This window comes from Streptomyces sp. NPDC015032 (assembly GCF_043080425.1).
Lineage (GTDB): Bacteria > Actinomycetota > Actinomycetes > Streptomycetales > Streptomycetaceae > Streptomyces.
In genome coordinates this window covers 1-13,672 of the sequence record NZ_JBIBVN010000079.1, presented here as the reverse complement: position 1 = coordinate 13,672, position 13,672 = coordinate 1, and the positions used below count along the sequence as shown (strand labels likewise).

Here is a 13,672-nt window from a genome sequence, read left to right as displayed (position 1 = left end):
CCACCCATTCTTCCTTTCCAGCGGCGCAAGCAACGTGGACAGGTAGTCCAACGCCCGCTCACGTGGCTCCGACCGGCCAAAACGTCCCGCAAACCAGGCATGAAGCCCAGCTATCCCATCCGACCAGTCCTTGATCTGCGCGACCGTCAGCGATTCATCACACAGCCAGCCCAACGACCAAGACGACGGCCCGTCACGCCACATGCGGTTGCAGTACTAACCGCCACCGACGGCCACCCCTTCTGGGTTCCTGAACTGCGCGAGTGGCTGCCAGCGCCGGTCTGAAGCCTGGCCAGTGGCTTCAGACCGGCGCTGGCACCCGAGTCCAGATCACCGCTGTCGACCGCCGCACCGAGCAGGCTGCGGTCCACAACCTCACCGTCGATGACCTGCACACCTACTATGTATTCGTAGGTGGCACTTCGGTGCTGGTGCACAACTGCGGCGGGGGCTATCAATGGGCCCCCCGGAACGCGGACACAAGTGTTCTCCGCCCAGGCGAAGGATGGCACCCAAGCCAAGGCACACCGGTATTCGGACGACTTCCTGACACGACTGTCGGTGGGAGCTGGCCCGGGTACTCAAAGCTCGTCGCCGACCCGTGGTCGATCAGGAAGAATGATGCTTGGATCCAAACCATCATTGACCAACGCGGCACTGTCTACGTCGGATCACCGACGGCAGGGAACTACTGGAATGTCGCACGACAGGAACCCAGTGTGTTCGCACGTGAAATCCAGCAGCTCCTCCAAGCCGGATACTCCTGGAGAGGTTCGCACCTTGTCCCGTCAGCCGGATGACCCCCAGAAGAGGACACAAGCGACGGCACCGTCAATGCTCGAGGGGAAGCGCTTCAACGGCTACCTGAGGATCAAGCTGCCGCACGAACTCGACGAGATCGTCGAGTCGGTAGTGGTCGGGTACATGCAGGCGGCGCCATCGTCCAGACAGGAGATCCTGGGCAGGGTAAGCACGCGCGTAGCCGGAGTGCTCAGCGCATACGGTGAGCGCATGGCTGCCGTCGGAGTCCGTACCGGATCCGAGGCGCCACTCGGTCGCGCGCTTGTGGCGATGGGGATGGCAGACGGGAATCTCGAAGATTCCCGCGACAACCTCATTGTTCTCGCGGCCGTGAACCACAGTGCCGCAGTGATCGAAAGCAGTTTGGATCAAATCCTTGCCAGCGTCGCTCAGTTCATTCCAGATCCAGCACTCGTCAACTTCCAGGCATTCGCGCGCCGTGAGGAGTCAGATAAGTCGCTTTGGAGTATGGGGCTGGGTGTGGTCGGGGCAGGGACTAGTTTTAGGTACGTATCCGCGTGAGCTCGAAGTCCAAATCAAATCTGCATTACTAGAATTGAAGCATCTGGAGGGGAAGGGGTGGGGTTAGCGCAAAGTCAGGGACTGCTGGGAGGCGGTGGTGGACGACGACCTGGCCGTGGTCCCGGAGGCAGACGCCTTCCTGCGGTACGTGCGATTCGGCAGAGACCAGGCCGAGTTGACCACTCGTACGTACGCCGGGCACATCGCGCTGTACCTGCGGTGGTGCACACGGACAGGCCGGAACTGGCGGGTGGCAGCCGAAGAGCTGGGGCTGTTCATCGTCTGGCTGAAGTTCGGCTCGAAGGCAGTTACGGGCATCGAGCGTCCCGTGGGGAACGGGCTGGTGTATCCGGGACCGGGGGCTGAGGCCGTACGCGAGCCGGCCCGGATCCGGAACGTGCTCACGGGGGTACGGCAGTTCCTGCTGTATGGCATCACGGCGAAGACGGTTTCCTCGTCCGTGATGGCCCAGCTCTATGAGGTGGCGGAGTCGTGGGACCTGCCTGAGGAGGCTCGCGGCGAGGAGTTGACCGGCTACCGGATGCGGCCGCGGCATCGGGTGCAGGTTCCGCGCAAGAAGGGCGAGAGGGCCACCGACCGCGAGATCGGTCCCCGCCCCCACCGACCCCGAGCCGGAACCAGAGCCAGCCGCGGCCTGAACACCAGCACACACCGCTTCGCCACGTCCCGGCGAGGGGGGCCGACCTTCGATCTGAAAGCTCCTGGCGGGTTACTTGTCACCTGGTTCGCCACTCGTTAACGGCACCCCGACGGGCGTGCGCCAGTAGCCGATCGGAGGGCGGATGGCCAGTTCACCGGTTCACGGACCCGACGCGACTTGAGATCCTGTATGACATGAAAATCAATGCGGAGGGCAACAGCAGAATGCCGGTCATGTTCAAACGAGGAATGACTGCGGCCATCGGGGTTGCTGTTCTCGTCGGTGGGGTGGTGGCCCTAGCGCCGACTGCGAGTGCAGTGGGACGGTCGGCGTGCACTGTCGAGGTCACCCCAGGCACCTGGAAAACCACGGTCGGCTCAGTAAACCTACGGAACGGTCCCAGCACGCGATATTACTCCAAGGGCCTGCTGTCGAAAGGGACGAAGTTCCGGTCCTCCTGTGGCAAGGGACAATGGGACTACGTGAAGGTCCTGAGCGGAGCGCACAAAAACACCTACGGGTGGATCGACAGTTACGCCGCCGAACCAACGCCGATCTGAACCAATCAACGCGTGGTCAACGGCCGAGTGGTCCACGGCGGCCTGCCTGCTCGCGCACCGTACGGACGCGGCGATAATCTACGGCGACTGGAACCTCGGCCGCGACATGGGCGTGCTGGCCATCCAGATGTCGAGGGAGAAGCTCCAGAACGACGGGGAGATCCCCAAGGGCAAGCTGCTCCGCGCGGGCGAGTAGGCGCCGATCGACGCCGGGCGAAGTCTCGATGAGTGGGCGAAGGAGCAGGGCAAGGGCGAGCACGCCGTCACCGGCGGCCTGCCCACGCTCTCCCTGCTGGACGAGACAGGTCGATGGCGTGTTGTGCGGTGCGCGAGTCGCCGTTGGCGGTGGCGTACTTGGCGGCCTGGGCCAGGGCCATCAGGGGGCGTCCGGTGACGCACCGGTCGGTGGGCACCGTGCGGTTGTCCAGTCGGAAGGGGCGGATGCCGTGGGCCCCTTCGGCGCCGTCGGTGGACTCGGCACCGGCCTCGGCGATCTGGTCGGCGATGACCGCGGGGTCGATGTAGCGCAGGGCAGAGCGGGGCTGGATATCCATGCGCTCGGCGACGGTGTTGACCGCGTGGGCGAGCACGTTGCGCACCCCTACGGGGACGACGTCCAGGCCGCGGGTGAGCAGTTCGGCCTCGGTCTGCGCGAGGAGGGCCTTGAAGCCCTGGGTGTTCTTGATGTCTGCCACGGCGCCGAGCCTATGGCCTGCCGCGGGGCGTCCGGGCCCCGGTGGTGTCCGTCGCCCGTACGGGTGAACAGCGCCGCCGAGGCCCGGACGGGGCAGGTCAGTGCGGGGTGAGACAGTTCGAGTCGGTGCAGCCGCCGGCCAGCGCCAGCGTGCGGTCTTCGGGCGGAGCGTCCAGCCACTCCGCGCGCATGGCCTGGAGCCGGATGATGTCCGAAGCCAGCTCCGGCACCATCGTCCGCAGATGATCCGCCCAGCCCTGGGTGAGTGCGCGTCCGTTGACGTACAGCTCGCCGTCCCGGCCCCCGACTGCGAACAGCACCCCGCCACGCTGAGCGGGGATGACCATCGCGCCCACCGGTTCGGCAACCTTGCCCTGGCGCACGAGCACCGCGGTGGCGGCCTGGGCGTCGGCCAGGGCCGCCTGGTCCAACGGGGGCATCGGATCAGGGCCTCCCGGCGGCAGCAGGGGCATCACCCCGTCCTCGGGCGCCCCGTCCAGGCCGCGGCCGGGAAGAAGTCGGCGTAGAAACCGGTGAAGAAGGCATAACGGTCCTTCTTCACCGCCTCGGAGACGCCGTGTGCTCTTCAGCCTCCGTGCGCCGCGGACAGGGCTGTTACTTCGGCCTCCGCATGACGCTCAGTTGGGCAGCCCAGCAGACTGCGGGCCGGATGTCCGAGCCCTGGTGCAGGATGAGGGCACTGCGCTCCACGTCCCTGCGGGGAGCCAGGGCCGGGGTCTGCTGCGTCAATGGGGGTAGTTCGTGTTCCAGCGTCAACCAGGTCGACGACGCCCGCGCATAACCCACACCGCAACCAGCACCGCCCGGCACACAGACCACCGCCCCGGCCGGGCCAGGACGCCCACGCGCCCCGGCCCGGCCGGAGCCACCACACCCCACCACCCGACACCCACCACCAGACACCCGGCCACCACCGGAAGCACCCGGACTCCCTCGCCCACACCGTCCGTCTCGACTCCGTCTCCGCCGACGACAACCGTCGTCGATGTGGGTGATGTGGGTCTATCACCGTCCAGGACCGCTCCGCCCTGCCCACCCGCCGGTGACGCAGCACCCATGCCGGGGAAGCTTCAGGTCCGCCCGCAGAACGTGGACCGGAGTGTGCCAAGGTGAGGGGGGAGGAGGCGGTGCCGGGTGAGTACGCTGCGGGTGGACGTGTTCGCATGCGACATGCCGTGCCGGCAGTGCTCGATGCCCTTGCGATGGGTGTTCGGTCTGCTGCCTTCGCACCGGCCAGACGGCAGCGAGTTCACCACGACCGACTTTCCCGAAGCCGTCGATGTGGCACGCCGGATCCTGGCCGACCCCACCGGCGACACCATGGACCTGGCCGCGCAACTGCACGACCGGCCCGCCTGGCAGCGGGGGCGCAGCTTCAACCCGAATACGTGCGGCCGCTGCGGGCACCAAGCCGACTGGCACGTTCTCGACGACGTCATTCACCATGCCCTCCACGGCCGATGGCTCCGCGCGGCAGAAAGCCGGGTCCCGGTGCCGCAGTGGCGCGCGATCCGCGGTCGCGGGCAGGGAATCTCCTGGACACCGTGAACCGCCCCGGCCCGAATACCGAGTGGCCGAAGACAACGGGCCCCTTTCCTCGACAGCGGTATGAGAGGGGAATTTCCCCGGCAGATGGTCCAGGCTGGTCCGGTGACGCAGGGGGGTGGCAGTGCAGATTCCGCCGTCCGGCATTCCCCTGAGCCGGATAGATCTGTCCGGTGGTGAAGACGGAACCCTGTCTGCTTTCGTCGTGTCTTCAACCGCTTCGTGCGCGCGGAGGCAGTCTTGGCCAGTACCCGCACACCTCGATCCGCCGCCCGTAAGTCCACCCTCCACCGGCTCAAGCCCCCCGAGGGCACTGCCCCGGAACTGCGCACGTTCGTCCGCGAGAGATACCTCGACGATGAGGACTACCAGGCCAGGGAGTTCACCCGCCCGGGGCTGGAAGGCCTGCTGATCACCGGAGGTGTTCCCCGAGAGCGCGCCGACTGGTGCAGCGCGGTGGAATCCATCACCGGACTGGACGTCAACGAACACAGCCGCGCCGCGGCGGGACTCATCATCATGCGCACCGGCCGTGGCACCTACGCGCTGAGCTACGGGGTAGGGCAGCACATGCTGGACCCCTACTTCCGTGACGACGAGTTCGGACTGGAGTTCGCGACCCGCTGTCTCAACGACGACGGAGTCATAAAAATCCGCAACCAGATCATGGACGGCAGAGGCCGGGTCGACGAGTAGCCCAGCTGCTCTTCATCGCCAAGGCTCACCCGCTACTGCACCGGGCGTACTTGCTCAAGGAAGCAGGGTCCTGGCCCCAGGTCACCCGGCGTCGCGGCCCCACCAGAACCCTTCCACCAACGCGACAGACCCTACGGGCGCGGAACACCCGGCCGGTGCGGCTGCCGCCCGCACGCACTCCGCCCGGCCGGGTGGGGCTCGGCACCGATCCGGACGGCTGCGCCCGGGATCGCGCGGCGGCGGCGATCGGGCCGGTGTCCTCGTACCCGCCGGTGCGCCGCGCTCTGCCCGCTGGGCCGGTGCGTGCTGTCCTCGGGTACCTGGCGGCATGCCCCATAGCCGTGTACACAGGGGGAGTTGGAGTTCTCGCACCGGAAGAGGCGGCCTTGCGCAAGCACGAGAATGTCAGGACGGATTCGGCCGACGTTCCGGTCTGCGGGCCGGCCACCGGACCGAAGTGGCCCGGCGGGCGGCTCCTCGCCCTGCAGAGCGAGGTCGGCAACGCGGTCGTGGTCCAGATGCTCCGCCAGGCCGGGCATCCCGAGGCCAGGGCGGACCGACCGCACGGCGGAGGCGACCCCCGCCCGTCCGCCGTGCAGCGTTCCGCTGTCCACGCCGTCCTGCGGTCCGAAGGCCGCCCGCTGGACGAGGCCACCCGCACCGACATGGAGTCCCGGCTCGGCGCCGACTTCTCCGATGTGCGCATCCACACGGACGCCGCCGCCAGGGTCTCGGCCGCCGAGGTGGGTGCCCGCGCCTACACCTCCGGCAGCCATGTCGTCATCGGTGACGGCGGGGGCGACCGGCACACCCTGGCCCACGAGCTGACCCATGTCATCCAGCAGCGGCAGGGCCCTGTCCTGGGCACCGACAACGGTGCGGGACTGAGCGTCTCGGACCCGTCGGACCGCTTCGAGCGGGAAGCGGAGGCCAATGTGAGGCGGGTACTCGGCGGCCCGGCCCCGGTCCGGCGGCTCCGGGACCGGGACACGCCGGTGCCCGGCGGGGCAGGCCCGGACACACCCGTGCAACGCACGAGTGACACCGAGATGGCGAGCCAGTCCAGCAGCGGTTCCGAGATGGACGTCGACCATCCGTCCACGGCCGACGCGGACCACCGCGCGGCGGTGGCCAAGACTCTCTCCGAGCAGAAGCCCAGCAACCTGAGCCTCATGGGTAAATACCTGACGGCGACGGTGTGGGCCGCACCGATCGCGGGCGGCCCGGAGGACGGCGGCCGGCCCAAGAGGCTGAGCCAGATCGGCACGGAGAGCCTGAACCGCCTCTACACGGAGGACCCCGGTCCCAAGGAGGACCCCGAATGGCGCTGGGACCGGAAGTCCTGGTCGAAGGTCCGGGCGGAGGTCGAGGCGGTACACGCCTACCTGAGCGCGCGTACCCGGCTCGCGGACGGCGGTGGCCTGATGCACTCCAAGAGCGACAAGCAGTGGCTGATGGTGAAGCCCCCGCTGTCCCCCGGCAAGCAGGCGGCATCCTCGAAGGCGCTCAACGAACTGCCCTTCTACGAGTCCCCCGCCCTGAAACCGGCTCCCGGCTCCGCCACACCCGACCAGGTCCTCCTCGGCAACGGCACGGCGATGACGCGCGGCGCCACCTACGCCTTCGACTCCCCCGACGGCACCGCGCACCGCATGATCACCTATGCCAAGGACATGCCCGCCGAGATACCCGATCTCGCCCTGCCGCCCGCATCGGCCCCGGCGCCCATCGCGGCACTCGGAGGGCTGATGCCGGTGACACAGGCCACCAAGACGGCCGGCCCCGTCACGGTCGACCAGAAGGTGCTCAGCACCTGGGGCGGCGGCAGGCGCGACGGCCACAAGCCCGACCAGAACGGTGCGATGAAGGGGGTTTCGGCGTCCAAGGCCGCCAAGGAGAGCGGCATGGCCGACGGCGACTGGCAGTGGCTGCACCTGATCGCGTTCACGATGGGCGGCCACGACGGCAAACAGCCCAACGCGCCGGAGAACCTGGCGGCCGGGCTCGCCGCCGCCAACGGGCACCACCTCGTCCTGGAGACACTGGTCAAGAAGATGATCCTTCAGGCGGGCATCAGCGAGGTGAAGGTCACGGCGACGGCCAAGATGGTGACCGGCAGCTACCACGTCTGTTCGGGGATCGACTACCGGCTGGAGTGGACACAGAACGGGAGGCCCTTCTCGGACGTCTTCAAGGTCAACGCACTTAACCCGAACAAGTCGATGGGCGGCCATCTCGCGCTTCTCGACAAGCAGTACGTGGCGCACCACCCCTGAGGACCGCCCCACGGGCCACCGATGGGCCCGGGCTCCGGTGCGCGCCGGCGGCGGAGAGGTTCCTGCGCCGGGGCGTCGCTTCTGGGCACCCTGCCCAGAAGTGACGCCCCGGCCGCAAAAAGTCTTTTTGATCTTCTGCCGCCACAGCGCCATTTCCAGCGCGTCCACGGGGATCCCCTCGACGGGCTCACCAGGAAGTGGTGAACGCGGTGGCAGGGCCGACTGCTGGTTGCAGATCGGCTCCGGCCGACGCCGCAGAGTCCCGTCCATCTCATCGACATCCCGGCCCACCGCCAGGCGTTCACGCCTCCCGAGCTGCCCGAGAAGCCGGATCACAGAGACGGACGTGGTCGTCGACGGTGATGCGGGCGGCTCATGCCGCCAGAGCTGCGTGTACCCGCTCACTGAGCGCCGTGGCGGCCGCCTCCGTCACAGGCGAAGGACGACCAGGGCGGTGTCGTCCGAGCCGCCGGCAGGTGGGGTCAGGTCGGCCAGGATTGTGTCGGCGAGCGTGTCGGGGTCGGTGCCCCGGTGGCGGGCGAGAGAGGCGGCAAGCCGGGTCAGGCCGACATCGATGTCCTCATGGCGGCGTTCGATCAGCCCGTCGGTATACAGCACAAGGGTGGCCCCCTCGGCGAACACGGCCTCGGCCTGGGGGCGGGGGGTGTGTTCGGGGCGGGCGCCGAGCGGGGGGTCGGTGGCCTGGTCGAGGAAGTCCACGGTGCCGTCGGGGTACAGCAGGGCCGGCGGAGGATGGCCGGCGTTGCTGTAGGCGATGGTGCGGTTGGTGGCGTCGACGACGCACAGAACGGCGGTGGCCGACTCCGCACCGTCGACCAATCGGGCGTACAGACCGAGAGTGTCCAGGGCGGGGGCCGGGCCGTCGGTGACGAGGGAAGCCGCAGTGAGGGCGCTTCGCAGCTGGCCCATGACGCCGGCGGCGGCCAGCCCCTGGCCGACGACGTCGCCGACGGCCACCGCGATACGGCCGTCAGGCAGTTCGACGAGTTCGTACCAGTCCCCGCACACGTTCAGCACCCCGGCCGCGGGGCGGTAGCGCACCGCTGCGCGGTGATGTCTCAAAGGCACAAGGGCGGGCAGCATCGCCTCCTGCAGGCTCAGGGCGACCTCGCGTTCGCGGGCGTGCGCCTCACGCAGCCGCTCGTTGACCTCCTGCAGCTCCCGGGCCCGGGTGTACAGCTCGGCTTCCAGCACTGTCGCCCGGTCTTTGCCGCCTTGGCCACGGATGAGCTCGGTGATGTCCTCCTCCCGGTGCAGCAGCAGCGCCACCCGCCCGTCCGGGCCGAAGACGGGGACGTTGACCGGACTCCAATACCGCTCCTCCCACACCCCGGGCCGGTCCGGGTACTCCACGTCATAGCGGTGAAGCGTCATGGCATCGCGCTGCCCGGTGGCAGCCACCCACCGCAGCGATGCCTGCAGCTTGCGCATGCCGGTCACTGCGGAGTCCTTGGGGTCGTCGGGAAAGGCGTCAGACAGGTAGCGGCCCACCACCTGGTCACGGGTACGCCCCATGCTGCTCAGGAACGCCTCATTGACGTCGACGTACACCAGGTCTGTGGTGAACAGGGCCACTGCGCTCGGCAGCGCCTGGAAGACGGCCTCGTAGTCGATCCCATGTGTGTTCACGATGCCACCTGTCAACGACGCTGTATCGATCGTCACGATATGTACCAGCGTGGCTCCAGAGAGGGCGGCACACCTGTGTCGCAGAAATCTACGACCCGTCCGGACACGGACCAGCCGACCTCGCCAAACCCCTCCGTTCGAATTCTGAGCTGGGCAAACACCGAAACACCACGGGTCGTCATGTCATGAACGACTCAGAAACAGGCACCGATGCCGCACGAGCGCGGCGGGCGGCTGCACTGCGACACGCGCACCCGGCAGTGGCGGGTGAGGCCGGGCTACGAGACGCACCCGGCATCCTGGGTCACGTGGCTCGGGGCGGCCACCGTGTCGGCCTGGCTCGGAGCGCGCCTGCCCACCCGGGCCGAGGCAGCCGAGGCCACCGTCGGCGCACGTGCCTACAACTGCGACTACGCGGTGGGCGATACCTGTCCGGTGCTGGAGCCCGGGCGTTCATCGGCCGACGTGCACCACCTGGTGGGCAACGTCCAGATCTGGTGCGGCGACGGCCCTGTACTTGCCCCGGACGCGCCCGCTCAGCGGCATCTGTTCGGGGCAGCGTGGAACACGCCGGGCACCCAGGACGCGATCGGGGCGGTGCGCTCCCGCTACCTGCTGGGCTCCTCACGCGAGGTCGGCATCCGCCCCGTGCGCGACGACCGGACCTCGGCGGCCACCGGGCTCGGCGCGTGGGAACTTGCGCATCGTCTCAACGGGTGGATCGACGCCCTCGACGGCCCCGCCCGCCCCGTGGGCGAGCTGGACCGCCTCCTGATCAGCGTGCTGACCGGGTCATAGCCCGATCGCGGACTTCGGTCCCATGTAGGAGCCGGCCCCGGGGAAGCCCTCCCGGCACAGTTTCGTGAACGTCTCGCTGAATCCCAGCTTCTGCAGGCGGTCGAGCGGCATGAACGTCACCTGCCGGATCGGCCGCGTATCCGCGCCCTCCGTAACGACTCCGACCTGCCCGCCGACCCGGCGGGCCTCGAAGGTGATGTGGACAACATGAGCCGACGTGACGTCACACACGTACAGCAGGCGACCGACCTCGACCTCGGCGCCTGTCTCTTCCCTCATCTCCCGGACCAGAGCCTCCTCAAGGGTCTCGCCGTCCTCGACTTTGCCTCCGGGCAGGGACCACGACCGTGCCCCTTCGGTGTCCTGGTCCAACAGCAGGATCGCGTCGTCCTCGGTGATGACGCCTGTCACGCGCGTATGCATCCCGCAACGCTAGCGCCGGCTGACATCGGCCGGAGGGCGGATCAGTGACGACCAAACCCGCAGGAGTGGTGATCGCGGCCGGAGGACTGGGGACCCGCGTCAACGGCTGGTCGCGATTCCTCCCCAAGGAATTCCGCCCGGTCGGGGGACGCCCCGGCCTCCTCCACGTCCTGACCGAAGCCGCCGCCACCGGCATCCGGCACGCCGTCGTGGTCCACCACCCCTGCTACACGCCGTTCATCGACTGGGCCCGCCAGACCCTCACCCCCGGCGCACTGGCCCGCTACCAGGAACTCGCCCAGCAGCCCGTCAGCTTCCCCTCGCCCACCGAGGACCTGCGGGTGGACTTCATCGCCCAGCGCGGCCGCTACGCCGACATCACTTCCGCGCTCAACGGCTCCCAGCACCTACGCAGCGCAGACGTCTGTCTGCTCTTCTCCGACAACATCGACCACGGGAACAACAGCTCCTGCAACCGGAGCACAACTTCTCTCACGGGCGAGACTGTCAGCCCCACCACGATGATCATGATCTATTTTCGGTCTGCTTCTCGCGCCACCCAGCAGCCGCCAACCGTCACTCAGAGTCGCCCTTGCACGGAAGTTGAGCCAGAACCTCGAGAAAGAGCCAGGCGATCAGCGCAGTTGGGGCGTCAAGTCATGACGGAGTTTCACCTGTGCCGGTGATGCGGCATCAAGGTCAGTTCTCGCGGAATCCTTGTCAGGCGAGAACCTGGCCGAGGAGGTCTCGGGGGCGGCCGCCGAGGGCTTGATGGAGGACTTCGGCCCTGGAGCGGATCAGGCCGTCGCGGTAGGGGCCTGGGAGGCGGTCGAAGATCCCGGCCGCCATCTCGGCCGCCGCTGAAGGGTCGCCGTCGAGACGCAGGCAGGTGGCGGTGTCCATCGCGATCAGGGCCCGGGTCATCACTGAAGGGGAATCGGTGAGGCCGAGGGCGTCGTCCTGGGCCGAGTAGGCAGCCCCGGTGTCCCCGAGGAGGGTGTATGCCTGGGAGAGGTGGACGAAGTGCTTCTGGGCCGGGTAGCCGAACCAGGTGTCGGCTGCTTCGTGCCCGTCGAGGCGTTCGGCCAGGGTCTGTGCGTCCGTGACCGCCATCCTGGCGCCCTGGTGGTCGTCGATGGCAGCGAGCGAGCGGGCAGTTACGGCCGCTGCCAGCGCTCCGGCCGCTGTGGGCGTCCGGCCGGCTGCTCTGCGGGCTCGGGCGGCGATGCGTACGGCCACTTCGGGGGCGCCGTAGTTCAGCGGCACCATCGCGTGCCGTGCCAGCACCCAGGCGGTCATCCTGCGGTCACCGGATTCCCGGGCCGCCTTCTCCGCCGTCGTGAACCAGCGGAAGGCGTCCTGCTTGTCGCCCCGGTCGTGCTGAACGATGGCGACCAGACCGGCGATTCCCGCGGCGGTGCGGGCGAGATCAGCGCGTCCGCTGGCCGGGTGGGGCTGGTTGGGAACCTGCCCGAGGAGGTTGAGATCCGCCTGCATCTCGGCCAGGACATCGTGGGGCGCCCGGCCGTGGTAGCCGCCCCGGTGCCGCTCGAATGCCGACTCCAGGTAGGCCAGGTCACCGGGACCGGACTCGGCGAGGGCCCCGTCGATGCCCTCACGGGCCTGTGCGATGCCAGGTAGTACCGTCGCACCTGCCGCAAATGCCGCCACCCCGAAGAACCTACGTCGCTTCACGTCCTCTTTCTCCCTGCGCTGGCTGCGTCGGTGCTGTCGCGATGCGGCGACTGCCCGCTGCACGACCGCGACGCTCAGCCCGTATGCGCGGGCGATCGTCTCGTGCCAGTCCGGGACCGGTAACCGCTTCTCCGTCTCCCACCGTTTGATGTTCTCCCAGTCAAACCAACGGCCGTCCTGGGCCTGTTGAACGACCTGGGCCTGTTCATCGCGGGTGCGTCCGGCGTCTTCACGGATCGATCGCAGTAAGTCGCCGATGCCGTCCGGGGCCACCATGACACTTTCCCTCCGTCGCCGTCGGGTGAGGACCTCATCCTGGCCCCCTGGAGCGGCCCCCCGCCAGAGAACGCACCCCTTCCTGGCCCCTCATTCCTTGTGTTCCCCGGCAGTTCAATGGGTGAACGCCGCTGACCCCTCGGCTCGCCCCCGGCACAGCAGCGGTGGGCGGGCCGAGGTTCCACCGGCCGCGCGGCGCCACCCGGACAGAGAGACCACCTGGAGGGGATCATGGACACCGAAGCACCCGTGGAACGTCTGCCGGCTCGCACCGCGTGGGAGGAGACGGGGACAGCTGTTGTTCCCGGTGTCCTTGAGCCGGACCGCTTCAAGGCCCTGGCCGAGGAGGCACACGGCAGGGTCGGCCTGTTTGCGCCCCACGTCCACGAGCACACGGCCGCACACCGCGACGGCAGCTTCGCCTCCCCGGTCCACTGCGGCTTCATCCCGCCCGGCCCGGCGCTGGAGGCCCTGGCCTACGACAAGGCCCTCCTGATGGCCCTGCGCGAGGCCACCGGCATTCCCCGGCTGATCCCCCGCGGGGGCGCCGTCGTCCTCTACCGTGAGGGCGACTTCCAGGGCCTGCACACGGACTCGGTGAAGTCCACCGTGACCGTCGCGGTCGCGCTGACCGAGGACCTGCCCCCGATGGGGTGGGCCCCAAAGCTGCTGGGCGCCTTCCCCGACCGCCTCGGGGAAGTGGTCACCGAGCATGGCATCTTCCCCGAGGGCGAAGGCTTCACCACCCTGGCCCACCCGTACGGCGACGGCAGCGTCCGGGCATTCGCCGGGTACCACGTCCCGCACTGGCGCCGGCCGATGAAGTCGACGGGCCTGCTGGTGACGATGTCGTTCATGGACCTGTGATGGCCATGACCGCGCGTCAGCTCTGGCTGGCGGAAGGCCGGGCGGTCGTTCCCGAGGACGTGGTCGAGCCCGGACTCTGGGAGGAGATCGCCGGGCGCTGTCACGTTGTTGGGTGGTTGAGTGTCTGATGGCGTCGTCGGGGCGTGATGGGCTTGCGCTTCGGGCCTGGGGTCAGGCCGTGGTGGAC

General features: G+C 68.5%; 14 protein-coding genes and 2 pseudogenes. 10 read left to right on the top strand and 6 right to left on the bottom strand.

Going from position 1 to position 13,672, the window contains the following annotated elements:
- Positions 1-204: pseudogene (locus ACF08M_RS40720) on the bottom strand (hypothetical protein); the annotation flags it as partial.
- A 6-nt stretch (positions 205-210) separates the two neighbouring features.
- Here ACF08M_RS40720 and ACF08M_RS40715 point away from each other — a divergent pair.
- The 4 genes and pseudogenes from ACF08M_RS40715 to ACF08M_RS40700 all read left to right on the top strand — a co-directional run.
- Positions 211-446 (top strand): annotated as a pseudogene (locus tag ACF08M_RS40715) (polymorphic toxin-type HINT domain-containing protein); the annotation flags it as partial.
- 388 nt (positions 447-834) lie between these two features.
- A complete protein-coding gene (locus ACF08M_RS40710) occupies positions 835-1,323 on the top strand; it encodes a hypothetical protein (protein WP_392190357.1) in 489 nt (162 codons plus the stop codon).
- Between the two features lie 97 nt (positions 1,324-1,420).
- Positions 1,421-2,083: a hypothetical protein gene (locus ACF08M_RS40705; RefSeq protein ID WP_392190356.1), complete on the top strand. Its 663-nt coding sequence runs from the start codon at positions 1,421-1,423 to the stop codon at positions 2,081-2,083.
- A 95-nt stretch (positions 2,084-2,178) separates the two neighbouring features.
- On the top strand, positions 2,179-2,544 hold the full coding sequence (locus ACF08M_RS40700; RefSeq protein ID WP_392190355.1) for a hypothetical protein: 366 nt from the start codon (positions 2,179-2,181) through the stop codon (positions 2,542-2,544).
- A gap of 263 nt (positions 2,545-2,807) precedes the next feature.
- Here ACF08M_RS40700 and ACF08M_RS40695 read toward each other — a convergent pair whose 3' ends face one another.
- Both ACF08M_RS40695 and ACF08M_RS40690 read right to left on the bottom strand, forming a co-directional pair.
- Positions 2,808-3,239 carry a hypothetical protein gene (locus ACF08M_RS40695; protein ID WP_392190354.1) on the bottom strand — a complete coding sequence of 144 codons (432 nt, stop codon included), beginning with the start codon at positions 3,237-3,239 and terminating at the stop codon, positions 2,808-2,810.
- Between the two features lie 97 nt (positions 3,240-3,336).
- Positions 3,337-3,678 carry a hypothetical protein gene (locus ACF08M_RS40690; protein WP_392190353.1) on the bottom strand — a complete coding sequence of 114 codons (342 nt, stop codon included), beginning with the start codon at positions 3,676-3,678 and terminating at the stop codon, positions 3,337-3,339.
- Between the two features lie 715 nt (positions 3,679-4,393).
- On the opposite strand from ACF08M_RS40690, the gene ACF08M_RS40685 reads away from it, so the two are divergent.
- The 3 genes from ACF08M_RS40685 to ACF08M_RS40675 all read left to right on the top strand — a co-directional run bounded on the left by ACF08M_RS40685 (position 4,394) and on the right by ACF08M_RS40675 (position 7,776).
- Positions 4,394-4,807, top strand: a complete 414-nt coding sequence (locus ACF08M_RS40685; RefSeq protein ID WP_392190352.1) for a hypothetical protein — start codon at positions 4,394-4,396, stop codon at positions 4,805-4,807.
- Positions 4,808-5,044: 237 nt separating this feature from the next.
- On the top strand, positions 5,045-5,500 hold the full coding sequence (locus tag ACF08M_RS40680; protein ID WP_392190351.1) for a DUF6119 family protein: 456 nt from the start codon (positions 5,045-5,047) through the stop codon (positions 5,498-5,500).
- Positions 5,501-5,886: 386 nt separating this feature from the next.
- Entirely contained in the window at positions 5,887-7,776 is a 1,890-nt protein-coding gene (locus tag ACF08M_RS40675; RefSeq protein WP_392190350.1) for a DUF4157 domain-containing protein, read from the top strand.
- 429 nt (positions 7,777-8,205) lie between these two features.
- Here the strand turns inward: ACF08M_RS40675 and ACF08M_RS40670 are convergent, their stop codons facing one another.
- Positions 8,206-9,429: a PP2C family protein-serine/threonine phosphatase gene (locus ACF08M_RS40670; protein ID WP_392190358.1), complete on the bottom strand. Its 1,224-nt coding sequence runs from the start codon at positions 9,427-9,429 to the stop codon at positions 8,206-8,208.
- Between the two features lie 207 nt (positions 9,430-9,636).
- Between ACF08M_RS40670 and ACF08M_RS40665 the strand changes: the two genes are divergently transcribed.
- Positions 9,637-10,224: a hypothetical protein gene (locus ACF08M_RS40665; protein ID WP_392190349.1), complete on the top strand. Its 588-nt coding sequence runs from the start codon at positions 9,637-9,639 to the stop codon at positions 10,222-10,224.
- On the opposite strand, the gene ACF08M_RS40660 is transcribed toward ACF08M_RS40665, so the two are convergent.
- Complete coding sequence (locus ACF08M_RS40660; RefSeq protein ID WP_392190348.1) at positions 10,219-10,647, bottom strand: NUDIX domain-containing protein; 429 nt, start codon at positions 10,645-10,647, stop codon at positions 10,219-10,221. The two genes, ACF08M_RS40665 and ACF08M_RS40660, sit on opposite strands and share 6 nt — an antisense overlap.
- Positions 10,648-10,691: 44 nt before the next feature.
- Here ACF08M_RS40660 and ACF08M_RS40655 point away from each other — a divergent pair, with 44 nt between their 5' ends.
- Positions 10,692-11,333, top strand: coding sequence for a hypothetical protein (locus ACF08M_RS40655; RefSeq protein WP_392190347.1), 642 nt, complete (start codon positions 10,692-10,694; stop codon positions 11,331-11,333).
- 34 nt (positions 11,334-11,367) lie between these two features.
- Here ACF08M_RS40655 and ACF08M_RS40650 read toward each other — a convergent pair whose 3' ends face one another.
- Positions 11,368-12,618 carry a transcriptional regulator gene (locus tag ACF08M_RS40650; RefSeq protein ID WP_392190346.1) on the bottom strand — a complete coding sequence of 417 codons (1,251 nt, stop codon included), beginning with the start codon at positions 12,616-12,618 and terminating at the stop codon, positions 11,368-11,370.
- 231 nt (positions 12,619-12,849) lie between these two features.
- Here ACF08M_RS40650 and ACF08M_RS40645 point away from each other — a divergent pair, with 231 nt between their 5' ends.
- Positions 12,850-13,485 carry a hypothetical protein gene (locus ACF08M_RS40645; protein ID WP_392190345.1) on the top strand — a complete coding sequence of 212 codons (636 nt, stop codon included), beginning with the start codon at positions 12,850-12,852 and terminating at the stop codon, positions 13,483-13,485.
- Positions 13,486-13,672 lie beyond the last annotated feature (187 nt).